This window comes from Paenibacillus sp. SAF-068 (assembly GCF_051967555.1).
In the GTDB taxonomy this organism is placed as follows: domain Bacteria; phylum Bacillota; class Bacilli; order Paenibacillales; family Paenibacillaceae; genus Paenibacillus.
In genome coordinates, this window is the sequence record NZ_JBQCJX010000003.1 from 284,923 (window position 1) to 310,008 (window position 25,086).

The following is a 25,086-nucleotide window of genomic DNA, read 5'->3' on the forward strand; positions in this document are numbered from 1 at the left end:
GTGAAAAGCCCAAAATCTATCCACATGTGGATAAGATATTGGGCTTTTATTGTTATGTTTCTGCACCTATGCTGCGTTTGCTGTGTATAACCACGCGATTATGAATCCGCCGCAGCTCTGACATACACACGTTCCCCGTGTCGATCAACTTCCACAGGGGCCTCGAAGAAGTTGCTCAGCACTTCGGTGTTCATCAGCCCACTCGTTAATCCGCTATTCACGATTTCACCCCTGCGTAGCAAGAGACTGTGACTAAACACTGGCAATATTTCCTCGGTATGATGGGTGACGTAGATGAGCGAAGGGGTGTCAGGACGCTGTGATAATTCACGAATGCTGTCCAGCAGTCGCTCTCTTGAGAACAGATCCAGTCCATTGCACGGCTCGTCCAGAATGAGTACGCGCGGATTGGCCATGAGTGCTCGGGCAATAAGGAGTTTCTGTTTCTCACCTTGAGAACAGGTACGATATTCACGATCCCACAGGTGCTGACAGCCCAGCGTTTGCATCAATTGTTTTGCTTGGTCCAGATCATCATCCGATAGCTTGTCATACAAGCCAATGGTGGCATGTTTGCCGCTGATCACGACATACTGTGTGCGATCCGTGCCGTACAATTTCTCTTGCAGAGACGAACTGACCCAGCCGATGGATTTGCGGAGCTGTCTCAGATCCACATCCCCATATTCATGGCCCAGCACGCATATCTTGCCTTCGGTAGGCCAGAGATAACCGGTGATCATGTTCAGGAGTGTTGTTTTGCCGGAGCCATTCAGGCCAAGCAATGCCCAGTGTTCGCCGTCGTTAACCTGCCAGTTGACATCGTTCAGCAGGGTAAGGGGTCCCCTTTTCCAAGTGACATGCTGTACATCGATAATCATGCGTTATCCCTTCCTTCTGTTATCCTCGATTGTCCTAGGTGTATTGTAGTCACAATATCAATGAGGTTTCAACGGTTATCACGCGGTTCTTGGTTGATCTCTACGAAGAAATACAGCACACACACCAAGCAGTGGCAAAAACGAACATAATTTGATAACAAACGCAACGCTGGTCACATCAATTAAGGAACCTAACACAACCGAGCCAAGTCCAGCCATGCCGAACGACAGGCCGAAAAACAATCCGGATACCGTTCCAATATGACGAGGAAGCAGCTCCTGTGCATACACAATGATGACACTGAAGCCGGACATCAGGATTAGTCCAATCATTCCGCACAACACCATGGACAAGACGGGTCCTGCATAAGGCAGCAACAGGGAGAACGGTGCAGTGCCTGCAATGGAGAACCAGATCATCGGTTTGCGTCCATAGCGATCAGCGAGTGGGCCGCCGAGCAGGGTTCCGACCATGCCTGCGAATTGCAGAATAAACAGACAGATCTGTGCCTGCGAGAGAGGCAATTGATACGCATCGGCGTAATAGAAGGCGTAGTATCCGGTCATGCCAGCAATATATACGAATTTGGAGAACAGCAGCAGGATAAGAATGCCCATTGTAAAAGCGATGAATCCTCTGCTCACAGGTCGGGCTACTGGCTCTGTGCCGCTTGATTTGAGAGGCTGTTGCTGACGAATGCGAGTCTCGGCAAGCTTGTCTCTGTACCAGCGACTGACATAAGACTGAATAAAGATGCCGATCAGGGCAAAGCCCATCAGCCACAGAAAACTACGCTGGCCATGCGGCAGCAGGATGAAAGCGACCAGTAATGGAGCAATGGCCTGTCCTGTGTTGCCTCCCACCTGGAAGATCGACTGCGCCATTCCGCGTCCACGGCCTGCTGCCATATGGGCCACGCGTGAGGATTCCGGGTGGAGGATGGATGAGCCTATGCCAATCAATGCTGCGGATACAAGTAACATCCATAACTCGGAAGACAAGGCTAAGCCAAGAACACCGATCAGGGAGAACAACATGCCCCCGGGAAGCAGAATCGGCATGGGTTTGCGATCCGACATATAACCGACCAGGGGTTGAAGGACGGATGCAGTAATATTCAGGGTGAAGGCAATCCAGCCCATCTGGGCGAAACTGAGCTGCATGGTCTGCTGGAACAGCGGGAAGGCAGACGGAACAACCGTCTGCATTGCATCATTCAGCAGATGGGCGAAGCTGACTCCGGCGAGTGCCCAATTGGCGGAAGAGTTGATTTGCATTTTGCTTAAAGTGGCCTGAGCCATGGGAGATCACCTCGAATTATTTTTTTTCTATGATAAAAGAAGGGGGCAGATCATGTCTTTGTGAAAAGTGCTTGGAAAGTGAGCACGATTTGCTATAATGTCAGCAGGTGAGGTAATGATGGAATTAAACATGATGCTAAATGGGTTGGAATTATGGAAAGCTACAGGAGGGTTCTCGAATGAACCTCATGTGCATGATGACTGGTATCAGCTAACGCTGCCGGTCAGAGGCCAATGTTATCTGGTGCAGGAACGGTATGATTATCCTCTGAAAGCAGGCATGGGGATTATTGCCCATCCTCAGACTGAGCATTATTTTGAGATAGGGTCGGATTCGGCTGTCATTGTGATCAAGTTCCGCAAACCGCCATTAGGCAGCCTTGAAGGTGCGGGGTTAAGTGGGGGACGAGCTGAGTTTCGACCTGTCCAGACGTTTGATCCTGCTGAGATCAGCAGTCTGTTTCGAAACTGGAGTTCCATTCTGTTGGAAGACGTGCCTGACTTGCTGCAAGTGCAGGAAACAGAGCTGGCGATCGAAACGTATCTAAGACGCACGTTGACGGGGCAGGAACATGGTAAAGGGACTTTAGATCCCGGCACATTCATGGATCCTCATCTCCAACGCGTGCTGGATTACATTCACAGTGCCTACACTGGCCCAATGGATATTGATTCGATGGCGATGGTTGCACATCAGAGTCGGCATCATTTTATGCGTTCGTTCAAGGCTCTCACAGGAACAACACCGTATCAATATTTGCTGAATTTGCGCGTAGAAGAAGCCTCCAGGAGGCTCCGCCTTACAACAGATTCCGTGACCACAATCAGTTATGATCTGGGATTTTCCAGCGTCAGCCAGTTATATAGAGCCTTTCAGCGAGTGTATGTTATGACACCAATGCAATATCGGAATCAGGTGTAGAATACAATGGGCAGTCTCGCGTGTGCGAGACTGTTTTTTGTTACGTTTCAGCATGCCACTGATTTTTGTTGTTGCCAAACATTGAAGTCTTTGCTAAGATGGGAAAAAGTTTATGTAAGCGTATACATTTAAGCTAAAATTACAACGTTGTAATTATGGTTCTGGTAATTATGAATATAGCGGAATTACGGTGTAAGAAGGACCATCTCGAGCATTTATCTCGTTTTATGCAGAAAAATTTAGGTGGTTATAAGATGGGATGGGATGAATAGCAAAACGTCAGTAAAATGAAAGTTCATTTTTATTCAAAAATTCAAACGTTGTAATTATGTGGCGAAGGGGAGTGCTTCACGTTGAAAAAACGCATGTCCATGCTGTTCAGCCTGATCAGACGGGATAAGTATCTGCTGCTGATGTTTTCACCTATCTTTCTGTATTACCTCATTTTCATGTATCTTCCGATGCCTGGCGTGCTGTTGGCATTTCGCAATTTCCTGCCGGGGCAGGGGATGCTCAGCGGGGAGTGGGTGGGACTCCGCTGGTTCGAACAGTTCGTGAATTCCATTTACTTCTGGCGGCTGCTGCGCAACACGTTTTTGCTCGCATTTCTGCCGCTCCTGTTTGGCTTCTCGATTCCCATTCTGTTCGCGGTCTGCATCGTAGAGATCAAGAATCGGACATTCAAGCGATTTGCCCAGACGGTTACCTACCTTCCTCACTTCATCTCCACTGTCGTTGTAGCCGGCATGATTATTAACTTCCTGTCACCAACAGACGGTATTGTGAACACCCTCATCGCAAGTCTCGGTTTGGAAAAAGTGAATTTCATGATGGATGCCGGCTGGTTCCGTACCATCTTCACAAGTTCCGACATTTGGCAGAGCTTTGGCTTCAGCTCCATCATCTACATTGCAGCCATTATGGGGATCGACCCCGAGATGTATGATTCCGGCAAAATTGACGGCGTTAACAAATTCCAGGAGCTATGGCACCTGACCCTTCCCAGTATCAAACCAACCATTGTCATTCTTCTGCTTCTGTCGCTTGGCGGCATTATGAGTGTAGGTTTCGAGAAAGTATATCTGCTCTACAACGGAGCCACCTACGAAACGGCGGATGTCCTGTCCACCTATGTATACCGGATGGGGATTGAGGGCCAGAACTACGGCTTCGCCACAGCGGTCGGCCTGTTTAACTCGATTATCACCTTTGTGCTTGTGTTTGCTGCCAATTCCATGACCCGCCGCCTGACCAAGATGTCACTCTGGTAAGACTATAAACCGGACCAAAGGAGACCTGTATGCAAAAATCGAGAAGTGACCGTTTGTTCTACGGAGGTGTCTACCTGCTGACCATATTGGCGGTAGTTGTCACGTTGTATCCCTTTCTGTACGTCATCAGCATTTCATTCAGCTCGGTGGATGCCATCGACAAACAAAAAGTCGTATTGTGGCCCGTCGGCTTTACCTTGTCAGGTTACCAAATGGTACTCCAATACAAGGAGTTATGGGTTTCATTCTACAACACCCTCTGGTACACCGTGGTAGGCACACTGTTGAACATTGTGGCCACATGTCTTGCCGCGTTTCCATTATCCAGGCAGCAGTTTTTCTTACGTCGCAAGCTGAATTTTTTCATCGCTTTCACCATGTATTTCTCGGGCGGGCTTATTCCGGTCTACATGCTGATTACCTCGCTTGGGCTGTACAATACCCGCTGGGTCATGGTGCTGCCCGTGCTGGTCATTACGTTTAACGTCATGATCTGCCGCTCGGCCTTTGAAGGCATTCCGAATGAGATTTTTGAAAGTGCCAGTATCGACGGGGCCAACGAGATGACGATGCTGTATCGTCTGGCGGTTCCCATCATCAAGCCTACACTGGCTGTGCTCACGCTGTACTATGCGGTATTCCACTGGAACAACTTTTTCTCGGCCCTATTGTATCTGGGCAAACAGGATATGCAGCCCTTACAGATGTTCCTGCGAAGGGTGCTGATCATGGCATCACCGGAAGTGATGCAGAAGATGGGCGGCACGATGACATCCGGCGCACTGGCGGTATCGACCCTTCAGGTTCGTTATGTATCCATTGTGGTCAGCATTCTGCCTATTGTTACGATCTACCCGTTTATCCAACGGTACTTCGTTAAGGGAATTACCCTCGGAGCCGTGAAAGGATAGCTTGTAATGCTTAGTTTCATGTCATTCAAGGGAGTTCAAGATGGTTCATACCAAGGAGGAATGATGGATGAGATTTAAAGGGGCAGGAAGAAAAAGCGTAATGGCAGCGATACTGGCAATCAGCCTGGCGGGATGTAGCGGCGGAACAGGGGCGGGAACCGATGCGGGAAGTACTCCAACCAGCTCGGAACCTGCATTTGATTACACCGGTGCAGGACCGGTAACGGATCAGCCGGATGCCAAGTTGTCTGTTCTCGGCACCAACGCCTGGACGACCAATGTGGATCTGTCTACCGCCGCCATTGTGAAGAAAATTGAGAGCAATGCCGGCGTTACAGTGGACTGGGATCTGATTCCACCACAGAATTATGCAGATGCCGTGAATCCGAGGTTGGCTGCCGGTACCGGCTTGCCCGATATCGTCTATTTGCCGGATCAGGATCAGCTCATGAAGTACATCAACAGCGGTCTATTCATTCCGATTAATGATCTGGTGGAGAAGTACGGCGTGAATCTCAAAAAAATATATGAAAAGTCACCTTCGGTCAAAGCCAGTTTAACGACGCCAGATGGTAAAATGTATTATATCCCGCAGCAGACGCTCACTCGCAATTACATGCCAGTATTTATGGTTAATGTGCGCTGGCTTGATAAGCTGGGATTAAGCGAGCCGACGACGCTGGATGAATTCACGGCGATGCTGCGCAAATTCAAGACAGACGACCCGAACGGGAACGGCCAGGCTGATGAGATTCCGCTGTCCATGGAAGCGAAATTTGTGTCCATGGCCTTTGGCCCTGCATTTGGACTTGATCTGTCCAATCAGTTTTATGCAGACGATCAGGGCAAGGTGCATTTCAGCTATTATGAGCCGGCATACAAGGAGTACCTGACCTATCTGAATGGACTGTACAAGGAAGGTCTGCTTGGGGTAGATTATGCGAGTACCACGAGTGATCAGGTCACATCGCGGATCTCTCAGGATGTGACCGGCGCAACGTTTAATTTCAGCTGGTACATGTCGATGGTCTACAGCCCGCTGTTCAAGGATTACAATCCGGAAGAGCCGATCATCAAAGGCATTCTGCCACTGAAAGGACCGCATGGCGATCAGTTCTACGTCGGTCGTACCCCGGTTAGCGGCATCTTCGGTATCACGCGGGACAGCAAAAATCCGGAGCTGGCTTTCCGTTTCCTGGATTATGCAGTAAGTGAAGAGGCGCAGACGTATTATACGTGGGGCATCAAGGATGATACGTATACGGAAGAGAACGGCGTGAAGACATTTACGGACAAAGGCAAGGACAATGAATACATTCAGAAGCTCGGCATCGGTCCGGTGAATCTGCCGAACATCCAATCCACCGATTCTGCCGATTCCGTCGTAGCCCCTTGGCATGCAAAGATGGATAAGGAACTGGAGCCGTATGTTCGCGAACCGTTCCCGTTTGTCTATGCCCTGCCGGATGAAGCGAGCGTGGAGAGCATGGCGATGCCTGACATTACCACATATGTGGAAGAGATGAACTTCAAGTTTATTAGCGGTGATGCCAGTCTGGATCAGTTTGACAGTTATATTGAGACGTTGAAGAAGATGAATATAGAGCAGGTTATTGCGGGCAGACAGGCACAATATGATCGTTATAAGGCTGCACAGAAATAGGAAATAGGGTTTCAGGCGTATGAGAGGTGTTGATTGATTTTGATAACCATTAAAGACATTGCCAAACTGGCGGGGGTGAGCTATAGCACGGTATCGAAGGCGCTGAATGATGATCCCCGAATCAAACCGACAACGAAGCAGAAGGTGCTTGCGGTCGCGGAGAAACATCAATATCGGAAAAATATGCTGGCCCGGCAGCTTTCCACAGGCAGGAGCAACATCATCGGCTTTGTGCTGGATGAGCTGAGCAATCCATTATTCTCGAATATCTCCGGCCGTCTGCACACCGAGCTGAAGAAGCGGGGATATCAGATGATCCTGGTTGTGGCCGATGATGGCGTGGATGTCTTCAGCCAGCTGCGTGTGGATGGATGTATTCTGTGGGACTATGCACTGGATAATCGGGATGTATTTTGGAAAAAGTTCGCAACACTCAACATGCCATGTTTTGTGCTGGGTACAGATGAAGCGCCGAACTCTCCTTACATTAAGATTGATCGCAAAGAAGGACTGTTCAAAGCAGTGGAGCATCTGAAATCGCTGGGGCACAGCCGAATCGGGTTCATCGGCAACTCGCAGAATATTAAATTGGAGGGATACCGGGAAGCGTTGCAGCGTACGGGTCTGGCTTTTAATGAAGACCATGTGCTGCCAGCGTATTCCTCCTGGGAAGACGGGTATTTTGCCATACGTAATCATGCGTTTGGGACAGAGTCGCCGACAGCTTTTATTGGGCTGAACAACCTGGTCACCCGAGGTGCACTTCGGGCTTTGCTTGAGGCAGGTTACAGCGTTCCGCGCGATATCTCGTTAATCGGGTATGATGATCTGCCGGATATGCAGTATGCCGAAGTGGCCTTGACGACAATTGGCCCGTCTCTGGATGAACTGGCCGTGCAGGCAGCGGAGCTGATTGTATCGTTGATTCGTGATGAACAGGTCGATGTTCCGGTAGTCATTCAGCCCAAGCTGAACCTTCGCAATTCAACGGCAATGTGCCGACAATAAGCAAGAGTGAAGCGGTTATCCGTTAGTCATACATGTATTAGTTAAGTACAACATTCAAGGAGGAATTGCTTATGCAGGTACAGACGCAGTTATCCTGGTCTGAGCGAATTGCAGCAACGATCATCCAGCAATGTGACGGGGACGGTTATCATGCGTTCCCTTCGGGACGATGGGCATACGTGGAAGGCATGACATTGATGGCGATGGCTCGAACTGGGCGATATTATGGCAAGCAAGAGTATGTTGATTTTATGAAAAAACATATGGACTTGTATATCCAGCCAGATGGTTCTATTGGCACGTATACTTTGGAAGAATATAATCTGGATCAGATTAATCAGGGGAAAAACCTGTTTTCATTACTGGAGGGTGCTGAAGATCAGCGTTACGCAGAAGCGGCACATCTCTTGGCCGCACAGCTCGCAGGGCAACCTCGAACGTCGGAGGGCGGCTTTTGGCACAAAAAAATCTATCCATTCCAGATGTGGCTGGACGGTCTGTATATGTCCTCTCCCTTTCTGTCCGAGTATGCGAAGACATTTGATCACCCCGAGTTATGGGATGAAGTGGCCCACCAGATTCTGCTGATCGAACGCCAGACCCGTGATCCCCGGACCGGACTGCTCTATCATGGCTGGGATGAATCGAAGGAGCAGGTCTGGGCCGATTCATCGACAGGGTGCTCGCCACACTTCTGGAGCCGGGCGATGGGCTGGTATGCTATGGCGATTGTGGACAGCGTGGAACATTTTCCCGTGAATCATCCAAAGCGCGGAACCATCATTGGTATCTTTGAACGGATGTGCCATGCTTTGGTGCGCGTGCAGGAGCAGGAGAGCGGGTTATGGTTTCAGGTGCTGGATCAGGGCTTCCGCAAAGGCAACTATCTGGAAGCATCCGGGTCAAGCATGTTTGTATATGCACTTGCAAAGGGTGTGCGGCTGAAGTATCTGGAGCCGCATTTCAGAGCTGCGGCGGAGAAAGGATGGCAGGGGCTTTCCTCCAGATTGGTGGAGGAGACGGCTGATGGCGTTCGGTTAAACGGGATCTGTCATGGCGCAGGACTAAGTCTGGACCGGGATGGCTCGTACAGCTACTATGTGAGCGAAGCGGTTGTAAGCGATTCCTTTATGGGGGTGGCTCCGCTCCTGCTGGCAGCGCTGGAAATGGAGCGATTGCCATGACACAGCAAAAATTTCCGAATACAGCATTGGAACCATCGACTCCCTGTCTGACTGTTGCTTCAGATGGGACGGGGGATTATGTGACGATTCAGGCTGCAGTTGATGCGCTGCCGGAGAATGGAATCGGAAACGTTCCGATTCGAGTAAAAGCTGGCGTCTATTATGAGAAGCTGCATATGGAGAAGCCGGGCATCCATCTGATTGGTGACGGGGCGGAGCAGACGATCATTACGTATGATGATTATGCACTTAAGAAGTTCCCGGACGGGTCGCCATATCATACGTTTCATTCCTATACCGCTTTCATCGGTGCCGATGATTTTACGGCAGAGGGCATTTCCTTCGTTAATGCTGCCGGGCCGGGCAAGCAGGTTGGTCAGGCGCTGGCCGTTTACGTAGATGGAGACCGGGCGGTCTTTCGCCGCTGTCGTCTGATCGGCCACCAGGATACGATCTTCACCGGCCCATTGCCGGAGCAACCCATGGATCGCAGTTACTTTGGCGGGCCACGTGATGGTGCCGAGCGGCGCAAACTGCGGCAGTATTTCGAGGACTGTTACATTGAAGGCGATATCGATTTTATTTTTGGCTCGGCTACGGTGGTATTTAAGGGCTGCGAGATTTTTACGAAGAATCGCCTGACCGAAGCGGAGGCTGCGGATGGACAAGTGAACGGCTGGATTACCGCAGCGTCTACTCCGGAGGATGTACGATACGGCTATGTGTTTCTGGACTGTGATCTGACCAGCAATGCTCCGCCGCAGTCGGTGTATCTGGGCAGGCCGTGGCGTCATCATGCCAAAGTCTGTTTTCTGAACTGCTGGATCGGCGCTCATGTGAAGCGGGAGGGATGGCATAACTGGAACAAGACAGAAGCGGAGCAGACTGTTCAGTATGCGGAATATAACAGTGCCGGGCCTGGTGCCGGACGTGCTGCTGATCGTGTGCCCTGGGCCAAAATGCTGACCGAACAGGAAGCGGCGGAGTACGCTATACCTCTGATTCTATCCGGCGTGGATGGTTGGCAGCCTTTTGAAGGGGAAGGGGAGCAGCGGTAAGATTCGCCCTATTCTCTACACAATATATAACACAGGCTTTCTTTCAAGTCTCCTGAGGACTTGGCGGAAAGCCTTTTCGGCGTTCCATATTACATTTTTCGCCCCCAATAGAACTATTTTATCCCTTATCTCCCAGGCATTTTACTGATTAAATACAGGGTGAGGATCTGTAAATTCCCTGTAAAATTTGGTGATGTCTGCTGAAAGAGAAAACGAGAGGGAAGGTCCATTTTGATAAGGGAAGGGAGTGAAGCGACACGCAACATCAGATGGCTGAATGAGCTGGCTCTAATCAATCACAGATCAGATGCAGGTGGACGATGGATGCTTAGTTTGCAAGGTGAACGTATCCTTAGTACAGGAGGGATTTTGCATGGATCAATCTGTTCGATTCCGCCCGGTCATTATATTTGCTATGGCGTTTCTTCTCCTTCTTTCGTGGTTTGCACCGAGAGCCGATGCCGCCGCCCAGTGGCAGGCAGGCACCGCATACAAGAAAGGAGACCTCGTAACATATCAGAATAAAGATTATGAGTGTATTCAGGCCCACACGGCGTTGATGGGATGGGAGCCCTCTGTTGTGCCCGCATTGTGGAAATATGTCGGGGAAGGTTCGGGAGGCGAAACGCCAACGCCAGATACGTCGCCCCCATCTGTTCCTGTGGGTCTGACCTCATCCTCCATTATGGACACCTCTGTTAGTCTTTCCTGGAATGCATCCACGGATAATGTGGGCGTAGCGGGATATGAGGTGTACCGGAACGGCGTTCTTGTGACAAGTTCTTCAACTACAACGGTTGTAGTCACGGGACTGACAGCCGGCACGACCTATGCTTTTACGGTAAAAGCCAAAGATGCCGCAGGCAATATATCCGCTGCGAGCACCTCCCTCAGTGTTACAACTTCCAACGGATCTTCTAATCCTGGGCCAATCGGCAGCAAATGGCTGATCGGCTACTGGCACAACTTCGATAATGGTTCAACGAATATCAGACTTCGTAATGTATCAACAGCCTATGACGTCATTAATGTCTCCTTTGCCGAACCGATTTCACATGGCAGTGGAACACTTGCTTTTACTCCATATAATGCGACGGTAGAGGAATTCAAATCCGATATTGCCTATCTGCAAAGCCAGGGGAAAAAGGTACTGCTTTCCATGGGGGGAGCCAACGGTACCATTGAGCTCACCGATGCGACCAAGAGACAGCAATTCGAAGAGTCGTTAAAATCAATCATTTCCACCTATGGTTTCAATGGTCTGGATATCGATCTGGAAGGAAGCTCCCTGTCTCTGAATGCAGGGGATACCGATTTTCGTAGTCCAACCACACCGAAAATTGTGAACCTCATTCAAGGCGTGAAAGCGGTTAAGTCACACTTCGGCACCAATTTCATCCTGACGGCAGCACCGGAAACGGCCTATGTACAGGGCGGATATCTGAGCTACGGCGGGCCTTGGGGAGCATACCTGCCAGTTATCCATGCCTTGCGTAATGACCTGACCCTGCTTCATGTGCAGCACTATAACACGGGCTCCATGGTGGGACTGGATGGACGCTCCTACGCCCAAGGGACTGCTGATTTCCATGTGGCCATGGCAGAGATGCTGCTTCAGGGCTTTCATGTAGGCGGCAGCTCCGGCCCATTCTTTAGTGCTTTGCGACCAGACAAGATTGCAATCGGTGTACCGGCTTCCCAGCAGGCTGCCGGAGGCGGGTATACCACGCCAGCGGATCTGCAGAAGGCGTTGAATTACCTAATCAAAGGTGCGTCGTACGGCGGTTCCTATACTTTGCGCCAGCCTGCGGGCTATGCGGGAATAAAAGGGATTATGACCTGGTCAATCAACTGGGACGCATATACGAATAACCAGTTTTCGAGCGCACATCGTCCATTCCTGAACGGGCTGAGTACGCAAACGACAAAGGAGGTTGTGTATTAGATGATACATGTTAATAAACACACTGCTTTCAAGAAGACTGCAACATTTTTACTGGGTCTGTCCCTGTTCTTATCTGTTATTGTTCCTTCTTTTGTGCTTCAACCCGCTACGGCAGCAGCAGCAAATTCTTATAAAATTGTTGGTTATTACCCGTCCTGGGCTGCGTACGGGAGGAACTATAATGTAACGGATATCGACCCGGCCAAAGTGACGCATATCAACTATGCGTTTGCCGATATTTGCTGGAACGGTATTCATGGGAATCCGGACCCTTCGGGCCCCAATCCGGTGACCTGGACGTGTCAGAATGAAAAGAGCCAGACGATCAATGTACCGAATGGGACAATCGTGCTTGGTGATCCATGGATTGATACCGGCAAGACATTTGCAGGGGATACGTGGGATCAACCCATTGCAGGCAATATCAATCAGCTGAACAAGCTAAAACAAATCAATCCTAATCTGAAGACCATCATCTCCGTCGGAGGATGGACATGGTCCAACCGCTTCTCTGATGTGGCTGCGACTGCTGCAACGCGAGAGGTTTTTGCGAACTCTGCCGTCGACTTCCTGCGCAAATACAATTTTGACGGGGTAGATCTGGACTGGGAGTATCCGGTATCAGGCGGACTTGATGGTAACAGCAAACGTCCTGATGATAAGCAAAATTACACACTGCTTCTGAGCAAAATCCGTGAGAAGCTGGATGCTGCCGGGGCTGTGGACGGCAAGAAGTATCTACTTACGATTGCAAGCGGTGCATCGACGACCTATGCTGCGAATACAGAGCTTGCCAACATAGCTGCCATCGTCGACTGGATTAACATTATGACATACGATTTTAACGGGGCTTGGCAAAAAGTCAGCGCGCATAACGCGCCGTTGAACTATGACCCTGCGGCATCAGCTGCTGGGGTGCCGGATGCCAATACATTTAATGTGGCTGCCGGAGCACAAGGGCATTTGAATGCCGGGGTACCAGCCGCCAAACTTGTGCTTGGTGTTCCATTCTATGGACGCGGCTGGGATGGATGCGCACAGGCTAGCAATGGCCAATATCAGACCTGCACGGGGGGTTCTTCCGTTGGAACATGGGAAGCAGGTTCCTTTGACTTCTATGATCTGGAGACCAATTACATTAACAAAAACGGGTACACACGTTACTGGAATGATACGGCCAAGGTGCCATATCTCTATAATGCGACCAACAAGCGATTTATTAGCTATGACGATGCGGAGTCTATTGGATATAAAACGGCTTATATCAAGAGCAAAGGACTCGGCGGTGCGATGTTCTGGGAGCTTAGCGGTGACCGGAACAAAACACTCCAAAATAAACTGAAAGCCGACCTGCCTACCGGAGGTACAGTGCCTCCAGCAGATACGACGGCGCCAAGCGTACCGGGAAATGCCCGCTCGACAAGTGTGATGGCTACCTCGGTGACACTGGCTTGGAATGCTTCAACAGATAATGTGGGTGTTACTGGGTATAACGTCTACAATGGCGCCAATCTTGCCGTCTCCGTCAACGGAACAACCGCAACAATCAGCGGTCTGTCAGCGGGTACTTCGTATACCTTTACGATCAAAGCAAAAGATGCGTCAGGCAATCTGTCTGCAGCCAGTAATGCTGTAACCGTAAGCACTACGACTCAGCCGGGAGGTGATACACAAGCGCCAACTGCACCGACGAACTTGGCATCGACAGCGCAAACGACATCCAGCATAACGCTGAACTGGTCGGCATCCTCGGATAACGTGGGTGTAGTCGGTTATGATGTGTACATTGGAACGACACTTGCAACATCTGTGACTGGGACGACCGCAACGATCAGCGGGCTTGCTGCGGATACCTCGTATACGATTACGGTGAAAGCAAAGGATGCGGCGGGGAATGGTTCTGCTGCAAGCAATGCGGTGACCGTGAAAACGGCAACAGGAACGACGAATCCGGGTGTTTCCGCCTGGCAAGCGAATACAGCCTATACTGTAGGACAGTTGGTCACATATAACGGCAAGACGTATAAATGTTTGCAGGCCCACACTTCCTTGCCTGGATGGGAGCCATCCAATGTTCCTGCATTGTGGCAGGTTCAATAGTAAAAATTTGCAATACCTCATTTTGAATTGAAACGTGCAGTGTTAGCGAGGTTTGGCTATAGGGAAGAGAATATAATGAAAAAACCACCGGCTCCTGGTCCGGTGGTTTTTCGCTATGCTATATCAAACAAAGCATGCTCCAAAAGCTATTCATTAGAAATCGAAGTTGTCCGGGTCAGGTCCAACACGTACATCTTCGTTCAGGGCACTGATCTGATCCATCTCTTCATTTGAAAGTTCAAAATCAAAGATGGAGGAATTCTCGATAATTCGCTGTTCCTTGGTGGACTTCGGAATGGTAATGACCCCATTTTGCAGATCCCAACGCAGGATTACTTGTGCAACCGATTTGCCTTTAGCTGAAGCGATCGCCGTGAGTACTGGATTGTCCAACAGCTGACCTTGCATCAGAGGGGACCAAGCTTCAAGCTGGATACCATGCTTCTCACAGAAGGCTTTGAGCTCAACTTGAGTCAGGCGAGGGTGATATTCCACCTGATTGATCATCGGTTTCACTTTGGCATCCTGCATCAGGTCTTCGAGATGATGAATCTGGAAGTTGCTTACCCCGATAGCCTTAATACGGCCGGCTGCGTATAGCTCCTCGATTGCTTTCCAGGCTGCTTTGTATTTGCCTGCCTTAGGCCAGTGAATCAGATACAGGTCCAGGTATTCCAGTCCCAATTTGTTCAATGTCGTATCAAAAGCAGCAAGCGTCTCTTCATATCCGAGGTCTGCATTCCATACTTTGGATGTCACGAACAGTTCTTCGCGCTTCAGGTTGTTTTCTTGCAGAGCTTCGGCAATCGCTTGGCCCACACCGGCTTCATTGCCGTATATTGCAGCAGTATCGATGCTACGGTAGCCGTGTTTAATTGCATTTTTCACGGCAGCAATCAGTTCAGATCCTTCTTCTACCTTAAATACGCCGAGTCCGAACCATGGCATAGGAACACCGTTATGCAGAGTTACTGTGGATTGTAAATGTTGTGCAGTTTGAGCTGTTGTCATGAGATTTCCTCCTTCAAATGTGTAAAAATCAGTTATTTCAAGTTGTATTGCTGTTATTTCATCATACAAAATCAAATCATAGTAGATCAAATTGGGTTCAACGTATATAGTATAATTATAAACGATATGAAACCGGTTCCCTTCAGTGGTTGGAACCACTAGGACAAGGGGCGAGCCCAGTCAGAAAAGAACTTAGAACGAAGCTTTCTCCATTTCGACGGATGCATGTTGATCCTTGCTTTCCAGCACTTTAGCCCATGCGGTGAGGATTACAGCTACGAGAACCATCAAGGCTCCGACCCATGTCGTGTGAATCAAACCAATGGAGTCATTGATCACTCCACCCAAATAGGCACCTATCGCGATCCCGGCATTAAATGCCGCAATGTTGAAGGCTGAGGCTACATCCTTGGCCTGTGGTGCATATCGTTCAGCCAAAGTTACAACGTACATCTGAAGACCAGGCACATTCATGAAGGCAAGTAGTCCCATACCCATAATCGTAAGCAATGCTGCCAATTTGAACGGGACAGTGAGGTACATCACACCCAGAATGATGGTCTGAATGATGAACATGTAGAAGAGGGCCTTGAGCGGGTTGCGATTGGCAGCTCTGCCGCCGATAATATTGCCCACCGCAATGGCGATTCCGTACAACAACAGAATGAACGCGACTGTTTTCTCGGAATATCCACTGATGTCATGCAACAATGGGGACAGATACGTAAAGACAACAAATGTACCTCCGTACCCAACGGCAGTGATGGCAAATGCAAGCAGCAAACGCCCGCCTGTAACCAGCTTCAGCTGATCCCGAAATGCCGTTCGTGTTCCTCGCTTCAATGTGGATGGCACGAGTACGAGGTTTCCAATCATCGCAACGATGCCAACCACAACGATCAGGATAAACGCAGCGCGCCAGCCCCAATGTTGACCGATGAGCGTACCGAGAGGTACACCGGTTACTGTGGCAATGGTTAGACCGGAGAACATGATGGCAATGGCACTTGCCCTGCGGTTTGCAGGTACCAGATCGGCGGCAATCGTGGAGCCGATGGACATGAATACGCCGTGTGCCAGAGCGGACACCACTCGTGCAATGAGTAACATGGTGATGCCCGTCGATAGTGCAGCCATCGTGTTACCCGCAATGAAGACAATCATGATGGCAAGCAGTAGCGTTTTGCGTGATACGGTAGACGTGAGCGAGGTCAGAACAGGAGCCCCGAAAGTGACGCCCAAAGCATATAAAGTAACGGTCAGTCCCGCTGTAGTTACGGAAATGCCCAGGTCATCTGCAATGAGGGGCAGCAGCCCAACGCTGATAAATTCTGTGGTACCGATCGCGAACGCACTGATAGCCAGAGCCAGCAGCGCCCACGTGCTGCGTTTTGAATCGTGTAACATTTCTTGCTCAACTCCCCCGAATGTAGATTTACGTACCGGCAAATGCTATTATGAGTTATTCGGTATAGATTGAATAGTACGTACTTTTTAGTACCCTACGTACTTTTTGGTGCCTATACAGCATGCGACGGATGTAATCCAATTCATCAGGGAGGTAACAAGTTATGGTCAGAAAAAAATATAACATCTCGGTTGAAGCTACTCTGGAGGTGATCGGTGGCAAGTGGAAATGCGTCATTCTCTGTCATCTGACACATGGGAAAAGGCGAACCAGTGATCTCAAGCGTATTATGCCCGCAATTACACAGAAAATGTTAACACAGCAATTGAGAGAGCTTGAAAACGACGGGATCGTAAACCGGATTGTATACAATCAGGTCCCTCCCAAAGTAGAATACGAATTGAGTGATTACGGGCGAAGCCTTGAACCGATTCTCAATGCGCTCTGTAATTGGGGGGATCAACATATTGTGAAGGAATATGGAGACAAATCAGCTGTGCTGGAAGATAATGGGCTCAATGATTTTAACTCTGACAATAGGGAGCTGGTACAACCGTGAACTATGAGATTCTATATGATGGTGCTTTTGCGATGCTCAAGGTACATTTGCAGCGGGGAGAGCGGTTCAAGGCCGAAAGCGGCGCGATGGTATCCATGACCCCTACGGTTGAACTAAAGGGTTCAGCAGAAGGCGGGATGTTTGCCGGGTTTGGTCGAATGCTGAGCGGGGAGAAGTTTTTCTTTCAGGAACTGACGGCTGCGGGCGGGTCGGCAGAGATTCTGCTCTCACCTTCAAGCATGGGCGATGTAGAGGCTGTCGAATTGGACGGTTCCTACTCACTCTATGTGCAGAAAGATGGATTTCTGGCAGGGTCTGAGGGCATTCAGGTGAATACCAAAATGCAGAACCTGAAGAAAGGCCTCTTTTCCGGAGAAGGGTTCTTCATTATTGAGATTAGCGGACGTGGAACCGTGTTTCTGTCTTCCTATGGTGCAATCCATGCGATTAATCTGGCAGCAGGTGAAGAAATAATCGTGGATAACGCCCATTTGGTGGCATGGCCTCATTATGTAGATTACCGTATTGAGAAAGCTTCACAGGGCTGGTTATCCAGTGTTACAAGTGGAGAAGGATTGGTATGTCGGTTCCGGGGAGAAGGAACCATTCTTATACAGAGCCGCAATCCGCAAGGATTCGGACAATGGGTGAAGCAGTTTATCCCTGCGCGCTAATTCAATTTTGGAGAAAAGACACACAGAGTTGCAACGGATGAGTTTCCATCATCGTTATATGAATAATGGATTTGCTTCATTGACTGGTGGGTACATAATCCGTTGCATAAGGTCGCACATCATGGAGGTATGAGATGACAAGCTCACGGTATAAAAATGCACAAGAAAGTCCGGGTTATCTGTTATGGCAGGTTACAGCCATGTGGCAAAAGGAAGTACGGAGGGTGCTGGAACCCCTCGAATTGACACAACCTCAATTTGTATTGTTGCACGCCTGTTTATGGCTTAATGAACATGATGAGGAAGGCAAAGGTGTAACTCAGGTTCAGATTGCACAATTTGCCAAAGTGGACGTTAACGTGACTTCACAGGTCCTGCGTGCTCTTGAGAAGAGAGGATTAATTACCCGAGCTCGTCATCAGACAGATACGCGTGCCAATATTATTACAACGACCGAAGAAGGTACCCTATTGGCTGTGGAGGGAATCCATCTGGTCGAGGAATCGGACAAGGCATTCTTTGAAACGTTGGATGATCGCAAGGAAGAGTATATGGAGATTATGCAGGAGTTTCTTCGCCAAAAATCAGAGGGCTAGTCCATTTATATAATTTTTTTAATTTATTAAACTACAGATTGTAGTGGAATTGGTATTTTTTCTGAATACTAATGGTTATAATGTTATGCAAAAATCAAAATAAGCCTCCTGACTTCATCCGTCGGGAGGTTTATTTCAGTTGCTTTGCTTCAATCGATTCGGTAGGACGCAAAAGGCTCGCGGCGACGGAAGGAGTCACTGATCTGATCCAGATCAGCCAACAGCTCATCAGGCAGTGACATGTCCAGACTGGCCAGATTATGTTCCAGTTGCTCGGTACGTGTAGCGCCGACAATCACTGTGGATACAGCCGGGCGTGTCAGTAACCATGCAAGCGACAAGACGCTTGGGGAGCACCCGTATGAAGCGGCTTTTGCACTTACTTGTTCACTTAGCTTGATGTTATGCTCCAGCAGAAAACGGTTGAAGGACGGATCGGTGTCGGCTCTGGAGCCGGAAGGCACGCTGGTCTGTCCGTTATATTTACCTGTCAGAATCCCGCCTGCCAGTGGGAAATACGGGATAATGCCTACGCCCTGATCGAGACACATCGGTACCAGTTCCAGTTCAGGCGTACGGTCAGCCAGGGAGTAGCTGGTTTGGGTGGAGATATAGCGTACATAACCTTTCTGTTCACTAATGCCCAGCGCTTTCATCAACTCCCAGGCTGCGTAGTTGGAGGCTCCGATGTAACGAACTTTACCGGAAGCGACCATATCGTCCAGTGTGCGCAGTGTCTCATCCAGCGGTGTGTGCGGATCAAAGGTGTGGATCTGATACAGATCCACATAATCCGTTTGAAGACGCCGCAGGCTATGTTCCAGCTCTTGTTGCAGATGGTAGCGGGAGGAACCGCGCCCATGGGGACCGTCATGCCGGGGTAATCCGGCCTTGGTAGCAAGCACCGCGTTTTCCCGTCGACCTGTGAGAGCCTGTCCAATGATGCGTTCCGATTCTGTACCTGCATAGATATTGGCGGTATCAATAAAGTTGATGCCCTGATCCATCGCTGCATGAATAATACGGGTAGAAGCTGCTTCATCCGCGCGTTTGCCAAATGCATTGGTGCCCAGCCCCAGCGCCGACACACGCAGACCGCTATTGCCTAAAGGTCTATACTCCATCCTTCATCTCTCCTTCTGTACCTTCTCTTGTATTGCAGATTATAACGTAATCTATTGTAAACGTGTTATTAATATAGTTAAATGATTCTAAGAACCCGTTATTAAAGGAGATAAGATGGAAAACAGTGCTGCACATTTAACAAGACGGAAGCCGAAGAAACCGAAGAAGAAATGGAAGAAGCCATTAATCATCACCCTAATTGTGCTGCTTGTGCTTGGAGGATTCGGATTTATTTATCAAAAGCAACTCGTCGTGTTTGCCTTTAATATGTTCGCCTCCGGTACGGTGAAGGAAGCCTTGGATGACTCCTTTAAACCAGCTGGCGATAAGGATGCCCCGGTCGTGGAACATACGGACCCGTTCTCATTGTTGCTCCTGGGTATTGACCAACGGGATAACGAACCAAGCCGTTCGGATACCATTATCTATTCCGTCGTGCGTCCAGAAGACAATAAAGTGCTGCTGTTGTCCATTCCGCGTGATTCCTATACCGAAATTGTTGGCCGGGATGTGAAGTCGAAGATCAACTCAGCGTATGCCCACGGTGAGGCCAAGATGGCGATGGATACAGTGGAGAATCTGCTGGAGAACAAAGTGGATTTCTATGCCGCGATTAATTTTAACGGGCTCAAGGACATTGTCGATGCGGTGGGCGGAGTTGAACTGCCGATCAAGAAGAACATTGAGAACAAATCAAAAGCGCATGAGAAACTTTTTGTTGAAGCCAATAAGCCGATCTATAGCGGGGAAGAAGCGCTTGGTTATGTGCGTTACCGGGAAGATTCCGATTTCAATCGGACGATGCGCCACCGGATTTTCTTAAGTGCCTTCATGAATCGTGCGCTGGAGGTCAAAAATCTGACCAAGATCCCGGACGTCATCCAGATTGCCGGATCGAATTTTACAACCAACATGACCTCGGACTTCATCGTTAAGTTTGCCGAGTCCTTATATATGAAAGACAGTGCACCTACGATCAGCAACTATATGCTGAAGGGGGAAGGTGCAATGCGCAGTGGCGTATGGTTCTACGATCTGTCGGAGGACGATCTGCAATATGTGCGTGGCATGATCGCCAGTTGGCTGGACCCGGATGCGACCGAGATTATTGAACCCGAGTCAGCCGAACAATCGGAGACGAGTGACGCGGCATAAACCTCGATTCTTGTGCAAAATACTCATATGGATAAAAGTCCGGAGAAGCGGTTGCTTCCCGGCTTTTTTGCGTTCGTAATCTTTTGGATGAAATGTTGTACGGATATATCTAATGTTTAAACCTCTTTTTAAGGCATACATATAGTAAAATATAGGGAAAAGACTAAACATCAACCAACGGAGGAAGCTCATGAAGGACTTTAAGGATCGGCTTGGGCAAGTTCAGGAGCAGCAGAAACAGCTGGCCAAGGAGTATCAAGCCTTGCTCCAGGAATACCAGTCCGATGATCTGATCGTTAAGAATGAACAGTTACAGGAACAGTATGAAGCCCACAAACTCAAGCTGCATCAGCTTGAACTTCGCTCACGCAAGATGGAAGAAGAGAATGCACGTCTTCGCATGGCGTTATCTGAACAGATGCTGGATGAGAAGCTCAATCTGATCCGGGTATCCCGGGAGAAGATGGAGACCTATTTTCAAGGGAAAACAGCAGTACATAATGATCGAATTGCATTCCATGAACATCGAACGAAGTCCAACCTGAACGCGCTGTACAACCAGGCGGCACAGGAGTTGCAAGAGGATTCCCACGAGGTGAAGGAGAGAATTGCATCCCTTGCGGCAGAGGTGAATGAGCGCATTGAATCGCACAGACGAGCCGTGCGGGAGAGAGAAGAGGCTCTGCGTGGGCACATGGCACGTGGATATGAGCACATGGCGGAAGAAGGGTTGAGCGAAGAGACGATTCAACGGCGGATCAAGCAGAATCGCATGGAGATGAAGATTGGACTCAGCTGGATCAACAAAGTAGCCATCCTGCTCCTCATTCTGGGGGTTGGAGCAGCATTCCAGTACTCATACTCGACCTGGTTTAATGACGAGATGAAGAGCGGAGCCTTTTTCCTGCTCGGTGCACTGATGCTTGCTGGAGGAGAGTGGCTGTTCCGCCGTAAAAAGCAGACGTTTGCGATGGGCCTGCTTGGCGGCGGGATCTCCGTCTTGTTCGGCTCCATCTTCTATAGTTACTTTTTGCTGCATATTATCGGGTTATATACGGGACTTGCCCTGTCAGTATTGGTATCGGCAATCTCCGTATTGTTGTCCCTGAGGTATCAGTCGAAGACCATCTGTTCACTGGGTCTGGTAGGTGGATATCTTCCGCTATTCTCCTACATGTTCTCGTTTGGGCTTGAGGGCACGGCTGTCTATGTAGCCATGATCTATCTGCTGCTCTTAAACGGCATTATTGTGTTCATTTCGTTTGGAAAACGGTGGCCGGTAGTGCACTATATCAGTTTCCTGTTCAACACACCATCCATGCTTATCCTCTTGTGGCTGTCGCCAAGTGAGAAGATTGGCATGTTGTATTCCATTGTGACGTTTGCATTATATCTGGGCATTACACTGGCATATCCGTTCAAACATCGGATGAAGTTAACCTGGTGGGATTTCGCTCTGCTGGCCATGAATACGAGTATCAGCTGTCTGATGTTATATGTGTTATTCGATGTGGCGAATTGGAATGATGCTCAGGGCTTGCTGGCGTTGATCTTCTGCGTGGTGTATCTGGGCCTCGCACGATTCGTTCAGCGCCATATGGCTCAGGAGAAACAGACCATTCTGCTCTTCTATGTCACTTCCCTGACCTTTGCCATTCTGATTATTCCGTTCCAGTTCGGGGCCAAGTGGTTATCAATGGGCTGGTTAATTGAAGGGGTTCTGCTGGTTACGCTTGGACATCTGAAACGGCTCAAGTCGGTGGAACGTGCCGGATGGGGCATTGTGCTTTTATGTCTAATCACTTTCGTGTACTACGACCTGCTGGCGTTGTTCTTCATCGGGGAACGTTCTTACTTTATGTTAAAATACTCCAGCATCACGCTGGGGACTCTGCTTATTACGTTGTATTATGCCTGGGCAGTTCACAGCAGCTCCGTTGCCAAGGAGAGATTCCAGTACAGCCAACTAGAGCTGGGCTTCCTAAATGGATTCAAGTATGTGACACTTGCGAACCTGTGGTTATACGTGCTGTATGAATCGAATGAATTGTATACCAGAGCAGTGGATGAGACGTTCCTGTTATACATGTTCTACAAGTTACTCATGTTCGCAGCGCTCACGATTGCATTGGCATATGGACTGAGCAAGGTGAAGCTGCTGCATGATCGATACGTGCAGGTGTATACGACCTTCCTGCATGCTATTGGCTGCTGTATTGCACTGGCTGTAACCTTAACCATGCCAGCGCTTCAACCGGAAGTTCAGCAGCATACAGCAGCAGAGATTGTTGGTTTGCTGGTGCTGATTATCTTTAATGTAGGGGTGTTCTTTGCAGGAAGGGATCTGCTCATTGCCAGCATCCGCGGGCAATTCAAGAGCATTGAATGGTACCCGGTGATTGCAGGGGTATATCTGCTAGGTGTCATCACCGTATTCCTGACGATCCAGTTCCAGTGGGGTGATGTGGGGCTGATGTTCAGCCTGATCTATCTGCTGCTCGCGATTCTCTATATTGCCTATGGATTCCGTAGAAAATATGTCATGATTCGTCGTCTGGGTCTGGGTCTAACATTGTTCGCCACGGGTAAGATGGTGTTCTATGATGTGGGGATGCTCACCTCGGGCAGCAAAATCTTTGCCTACTTCAGCTTCGGCGTACTATTGCTTGGGATCTCTTACCTGTATCAGAAGGTGTCCAGCCGGATGGAGGAAATACAGTCAAGGGAAACAGCGAAGCTTGGCGATGAACCGACTGTACCTGAGGAAGAACAAGACTAACTTTGATTTTGAACGACCAAAGTCGCATTTGCGAATGATTTGGGGAGGGAGTCTTGAGATGGGATTCGACCTGAAAATCATGCTATGGCAGCTGTTATGGCTTGCTGGCCCTGTAGCTCTTACCGTGTATGCGTGGAGGAAGTTCGGCGCGAGAAAGAAGCGGCATTGACTTGAGTGTTGATGGGATAGTGGGAATCCGCTGTCCACCTCACTTTGCTTTTGGAAATAAGTCGTTATCTCTATTGTTGAACGGATAGACGATCTTGCGTGTACTATAGATTCTTTGGTTTGAAATAAGGCTCCGGGCTGCTGTGACCAGCAATCCGGAGCCTTGTTGATCTGTTTTAATTTGGATTCGATCTTATAGCCTAATATGACATTCGTGAAACGTTTTGCGCAGAGATCGCGTTATAATAGAGTAGACTTAGGGTTGGATCTTCATTTGTAACCATGAGGTTTCGGCAGCTGATGTGCCTTTCAGTGATTCTCCGCCATCATCGTTCATACGGGAGAGCACGGTTAATGTCATGGACAAGGCGAAGGCGAGCAGTACGGTTATGAAAATGTTTTTTTTGTTCATGGAAAGGTACCTCTCTTGTTGAATAAGCTAAAGTGGGTATCCGGCCGTCATGAGAAAAAAAGCACAACGTCTGGTATAGTAGAGTGAATAGAACCAAACTTCATTCGTTCCTGTATACCACTATATTGAATTACAGCGGGGCAAACAATGGAACAAATCTGATGAATCTATCATTATTAATAACGAAATGTGTATAGTACGTGTTCAAAAGCGGTTTTTTGAACAACCTCTTATAGAAATCGAGTGATCATTGAAGGTGGGAGAATAATATGCGGGAGACGGCAAAAATCGTCATTCGTACGCCAGGACAGGAAAGTGACGGCTCATTCGCTTATGTAAGCCAAGGTCGCTCCATTACGGTGGGACGTTACACAGGCGGTAGTGAATTGGAGTTGTCTGTCTATAATCAGATGATATCGAAGCGGCACTGCCGCATTCATTATGATGTACAGCAACAGTTATGGATTGAGGATCTGGATAGCAAAAATGGAACCGAACTGAACGGGCAGCGCCTCGTTCCCCATGAGAAATACCCGTTCGGCGAAGGAGACAGCCTGACGTTGGTCAATGGCCTGATCCAGCTTCGCGCTGAAGGTGATCTTGGAGAGACGAGGGAATATCGGGTTTCGGATCTGCTGGGTGAGGGTGTACGCTTGCAGGATCACCTGCAAACCGTGCAGATCGGTGAAGTGGAGATACCGTTGTCCAAGAAGGAATATCAGCTGTTCAAGCTGCTGTACAGCCAACTTGACCACTTTGTGACAAGGGAACAGATCGTGGCTCAGGTGTGGCCGGAACGGAGCATGCTGGAGAGTGAAGCGGTAGGGATTGACGAGATTAACTCCTTGATCTATCGGACGAATCGCAAGTTGGGTGTACACTTTACCATTAAGTCCGTTTATAAAAAGGGTGTATATATGAAGTCTCATGTGCCGGAATGAATGAGTGATAACA

21 protein-coding genes are annotated in these 25,086 nt (G+C 49.1%); 15 read left to right on the top strand and 6 right to left on the bottom strand.

Translation table 11 applies throughout. The annotated features are described in order from the left end of the window. Positions 1–98: 98 nt before the first annotated feature. Entirely contained in the window at positions 99–881 is a 783-nt protein-coding gene (locus tag ACTHPG_RS19000; protein WP_440391034.1) for an ABC transporter ATP-binding protein, read from the bottom strand. A gap of 78 nt (positions 882–959) precedes the next feature. Next, positions 960–2,183: an MFS transporter gene (locus tag ACTHPG_RS19005; protein WP_440391035.1), complete on the bottom strand. Its 1,224-nt coding sequence runs from the start codon at positions 2,181–2,183 to the stop codon at positions 960–962. Positions 2,184–2,298: 115 nt separating this feature from the next. Here ACTHPG_RS19005 and ACTHPG_RS19010 point away from each other — a divergent pair, with 115 nt between their 5' ends. The 9 genes from ACTHPG_RS19010 to ACTHPG_RS19050 all read left to right on the top strand — a co-directional run bounded on the left by ACTHPG_RS19010 (position 2,299) and on the right by ACTHPG_RS19050 (position 14,245). Beyond that, on the top strand, positions 2,299–3,105 hold the full coding sequence (locus tag ACTHPG_RS19010) for a helix-turn-helix domain-containing protein (protein ID WP_440391036.1): 807 nt from the start codon (positions 2,299–2,301) through the stop codon (positions 3,103–3,105). A 365-nt stretch (positions 3,106–3,470) separates the two neighbouring features. Further along, positions 3,471–4,376, top strand: a complete 906-nt coding sequence (locus ACTHPG_RS19015; RefSeq protein ID WP_440391409.1) for an ABC transporter permease — start codon at positions 3,471–3,473, stop codon at positions 4,374–4,376. A gap of 29 nt (positions 4,377–4,405) precedes the next feature. Further along, positions 4,406–5,287, top strand: coding sequence for a carbohydrate ABC transporter permease (locus ACTHPG_RS19020; protein WP_339238692.1), 882 nt, complete (start codon positions 4,406–4,408; stop codon positions 5,285–5,287). A gap of 67 nt (positions 5,288–5,354) precedes the next feature. Next, positions 5,355–6,950, top strand: a complete 1,596-nt coding sequence (locus tag ACTHPG_RS19025) for an extracellular solute-binding protein (RefSeq protein ID WP_440391037.1) — start codon at positions 5,355–5,357, stop codon at positions 6,948–6,950. A gap of 39 nt (positions 6,951–6,989) precedes the next feature. Then, complete coding sequence (locus ACTHPG_RS19030) at positions 6,990–7,958, top strand: LacI family DNA-binding transcriptional regulator (protein WP_440391038.1); 969 nt, start codon at positions 6,990–6,992, stop codon at positions 7,956–7,958. A gap of 71 nt (positions 7,959–8,029) precedes the next feature. After that, complete coding sequence (locus ACTHPG_RS19035; RefSeq protein ID WP_440391039.1) at positions 8,030–9,142, top strand: glycoside hydrolase family 88/105 protein; 1,113 nt, start codon at positions 8,030–8,032, stop codon at positions 9,140–9,142. Next, the gene (locus ACTHPG_RS19040; protein WP_440391040.1) at positions 9,139–10,200 is read left to right on the top strand and encodes a pectinesterase family protein; all 1,062 of its coding nucleotides are present in this window, start codon (positions 9,139–9,141) and stop codon (positions 10,198–10,200) included. Before ACTHPG_RS19035 ends, ACTHPG_RS19040 begins: the two co-directional genes overlap by 4 nt. A 373-nt stretch (positions 10,201–10,573) precedes the next feature. Next, positions 10,574–12,145 carry a chitinase gene (locus tag ACTHPG_RS19045; protein WP_440391042.1) on the top strand — a complete coding sequence of 524 codons (1,572 nt, stop codon included), beginning with the start codon at positions 10,574–10,576 and terminating at the stop codon, positions 12,143–12,145. Next, complete coding sequence (locus ACTHPG_RS19050) at positions 12,146–14,245, top strand: glycosyl hydrolase family 18 protein (RefSeq protein ID WP_440391043.1); 2,100 nt, start codon at positions 12,146–12,148, stop codon at positions 14,243–14,245. Between the two features lie 153 nt (positions 14,246–14,398). Here the strand turns inward: ACTHPG_RS19050 and ACTHPG_RS19055 are convergent, their stop codons facing one another. Both ACTHPG_RS19055 and ACTHPG_RS19060 read right to left on the bottom strand, forming a co-directional pair. Then, positions 14,399–15,256: an aldo/keto reductase gene (locus ACTHPG_RS19055; RefSeq protein ID WP_440391044.1), complete on the bottom strand. Its 858-nt coding sequence runs from the start codon at positions 15,254–15,256 to the stop codon at positions 14,399–14,401. A gap of 192 nt (positions 15,257–15,448) precedes the next feature. Further along, on the bottom strand, positions 15,449–16,663 hold the full coding sequence (locus tag ACTHPG_RS19060) for an MFS transporter (protein WP_440391045.1): 1,215 nt from the start codon (positions 16,661–16,663) through the stop codon (positions 15,449–15,451). Between the two features lie 164 nt (positions 16,664–16,827). Between ACTHPG_RS19060 and ACTHPG_RS19065 the strand changes: the two genes are divergently transcribed. The 3 genes from ACTHPG_RS19065 to ACTHPG_RS19075 all read left to right on the top strand — a co-directional run bounded on the left by ACTHPG_RS19065 (position 16,828) and on the right by ACTHPG_RS19075 (position 18,493). Next, on the top strand, positions 16,828–17,223 hold the full coding sequence (locus ACTHPG_RS19065) for a winged helix-turn-helix transcriptional regulator (RefSeq protein ID WP_017691613.1): 396 nt from the start codon (positions 16,828–16,830) through the stop codon (positions 17,221–17,223). Further along, on the top strand, positions 17,220–17,897 hold the full coding sequence (locus ACTHPG_RS19070; RefSeq protein WP_440391046.1) for a TIGR00266 family protein: 678 nt from the start codon (positions 17,220–17,222) through the stop codon (positions 17,895–17,897). The genes ACTHPG_RS19065 and ACTHPG_RS19070 overlap by 4 nt, the downstream gene beginning before the upstream one ends. 134 nt (positions 17,898–18,031) lie before the next feature. Continuing rightward, positions 18,032–18,493 (top strand): MarR family winged helix-turn-helix transcriptional regulator, encoded by a 462-nt coding sequence (locus ACTHPG_RS19075; protein WP_440391047.1) that lies wholly within the window; start codon positions 18,032–18,034, stop codon positions 18,491–18,493. Between the two features lie 149 nt (positions 18,494–18,642). Here ACTHPG_RS19075 and ACTHPG_RS19080 read toward each other — a convergent pair whose 3' ends face one another. Further along, positions 18,643–19,617, bottom strand: coding sequence for an aldo/keto reductase (locus ACTHPG_RS19080; protein WP_440391048.1), 975 nt, complete (start codon positions 19,615–19,617; stop codon positions 18,643–18,645). A gap of 115 nt (positions 19,618–19,732) precedes the next feature. Between ACTHPG_RS19080 and ACTHPG_RS19085 the strand changes: the two genes are divergently transcribed. Together ACTHPG_RS19085 and ACTHPG_RS19090 are read left to right on the top strand one after the other, a co-directional pair. Then, complete coding sequence (locus tag ACTHPG_RS19085; RefSeq protein WP_440391049.1) at positions 19,733–20,773, top strand: LCP family protein; 1,041 nt, start codon at positions 19,733–19,735, stop codon at positions 20,771–20,773. 190 nt (positions 20,774–20,963) lie between these two features. Then, positions 20,964–23,552, top strand: coding sequence for a DUF2339 domain-containing protein (locus ACTHPG_RS19090; RefSeq protein ID WP_440391050.1), 2,589 nt, complete (start codon positions 20,964–20,966; stop codon positions 23,550–23,552). Positions 23,553–23,976: 424 nt separating this feature from the next. On the opposite strand, the gene ACTHPG_RS19095 is transcribed toward ACTHPG_RS19090, so the two are convergent. Continuing rightward, positions 23,977–24,132, bottom strand: a complete 156-nt coding sequence (locus ACTHPG_RS19095; protein ID WP_181150882.1) for a hypothetical protein — start codon at positions 24,130–24,132, stop codon at positions 23,977–23,979. 269 nt (positions 24,133–24,401) lie between these two features. Between ACTHPG_RS19095 and ACTHPG_RS19100 the strand changes: the two genes are divergently transcribed. Next, positions 24,402–25,073 carry an FHA domain-containing protein gene (locus ACTHPG_RS19100; RefSeq protein ID WP_440391051.1) on the top strand — a complete coding sequence of 224 codons (672 nt, stop codon included), beginning with the start codon at positions 24,402–24,404 and terminating at the stop codon, positions 25,071–25,073. Positions 25,074–25,086 lie beyond the last annotated feature (13 nt).

What these genes read in the sequence shown, in the direction of transcription:
- ACTHPG_RS19100 (WP_440391051.1), top strand. Translation starts at nt 24,402, where the DNA reads ATGCGGGAGACGGCAAAAATCGTCATTCGTACGCCAGGACAGGAAAGT.
- ACTHPG_RS19040 (WP_440391040.1), top strand. Translation starts at nt 9,139, where the DNA reads ATGACACAGCAAAAATTTCCGAATACAGCATTGGAACCATCGACTCCC.
- ACTHPG_RS19060 (WP_440391045.1), bottom strand. Translation starts at nt 16,663, where the DNA reads ATGTTACACGATTCAAAACGCAGCACGTGGGCGCTGCTGGCTCTGGCT.
- ACTHPG_RS19005 (WP_440391035.1), bottom strand. Translation starts at nt 2,183, where the DNA reads ATGGCTCAGGCCACTTTAAGCAAAATGCAAATCAACTCTTCCGCCAAT.
- ACTHPG_RS19010 (WP_440391036.1), top strand. Translation starts at nt 2,299, where the DNA reads ATGATGGAATTAAACATGATGCTAAATGGGTTGGAATTATGGAAAGCT.
- ACTHPG_RS19000 (WP_440391034.1), bottom strand. Translation starts at nt 881, where the DNA reads ATGATTATCGATGTACAGCATGTCACTTGGAAAAGGGGACCCCTTACC.
- ACTHPG_RS19050 (WP_440391043.1), top strand. Translation starts at nt 12,146, where the DNA reads ATGATACATGTTAATAAACACACTGCTTTCAAGAAGACTGCAACATTT.
- ACTHPG_RS19085 (WP_440391049.1), top strand. Translation starts at nt 19,733, where the DNA reads ATGGAAAACAGTGCTGCACATTTAACAAGACGGAAGCCGAAGAAACCG.
- ACTHPG_RS19090 (WP_440391050.1), top strand. Translation starts at nt 20,964, where the DNA reads ATGAAGGACTTTAAGGATCGGCTTGGGCAAGTTCAGGAGCAGCAGAAA.
- ACTHPG_RS19080 (WP_440391048.1), bottom strand. Translation starts at nt 19,617, where the DNA reads ATGGAGTATAGACCTTTAGGCAATAGCGGTCTGCGTGTGTCGGCGCTG.
- ACTHPG_RS19025 (WP_440391037.1), top strand. Translation starts at nt 5,355, where the DNA reads ATGAGATTTAAAGGGGCAGGAAGAAAAAGCGTAATGGCAGCGATACTG.
- ACTHPG_RS19055 (WP_440391044.1), bottom strand. Translation starts at nt 15,256, where the DNA reads ATGACAACAGCTCAAACTGCACAACATTTACAATCCACAGTAACTCTG.
- ACTHPG_RS19075 (WP_440391047.1), top strand. Translation starts at nt 18,032, where the DNA reads ATGACAAGCTCACGGTATAAAAATGCACAAGAAAGTCCGGGTTATCTG.
- ACTHPG_RS19015 (WP_440391409.1), top strand. Translation starts at nt 3,471, where the DNA reads ATGTCCATGCTGTTCAGCCTGATCAGACGGGATAAGTATCTGCTGCTG.
- ACTHPG_RS19035 (WP_440391039.1), top strand. Translation starts at nt 8,030, where the DNA reads ATGCAGGTACAGACGCAGTTATCCTGGTCTGAGCGAATTGCAGCAACG.
- ACTHPG_RS19020 (WP_339238692.1), top strand. Translation starts at nt 4,406, where the DNA reads ATGCAAAAATCGAGAAGTGACCGTTTGTTCTACGGAGGTGTCTACCTG.
- ACTHPG_RS19095 (WP_181150882.1), bottom strand. Translation starts at nt 24,132, where the DNA reads ATGAACAAAAAAAACATTTTCATAACCGTACTGCTCGCCTTCGCCTTG.
- ACTHPG_RS19045 (WP_440391042.1), top strand. Translation starts at nt 10,574, where the DNA reads ATGGATCAATCTGTTCGATTCCGCCCGGTCATTATATTTGCTATGGCG.
- ACTHPG_RS19065 (WP_017691613.1), top strand. Translation starts at nt 16,828, where the DNA reads ATGGTCAGAAAAAAATATAACATCTCGGTTGAAGCTACTCTGGAGGTG.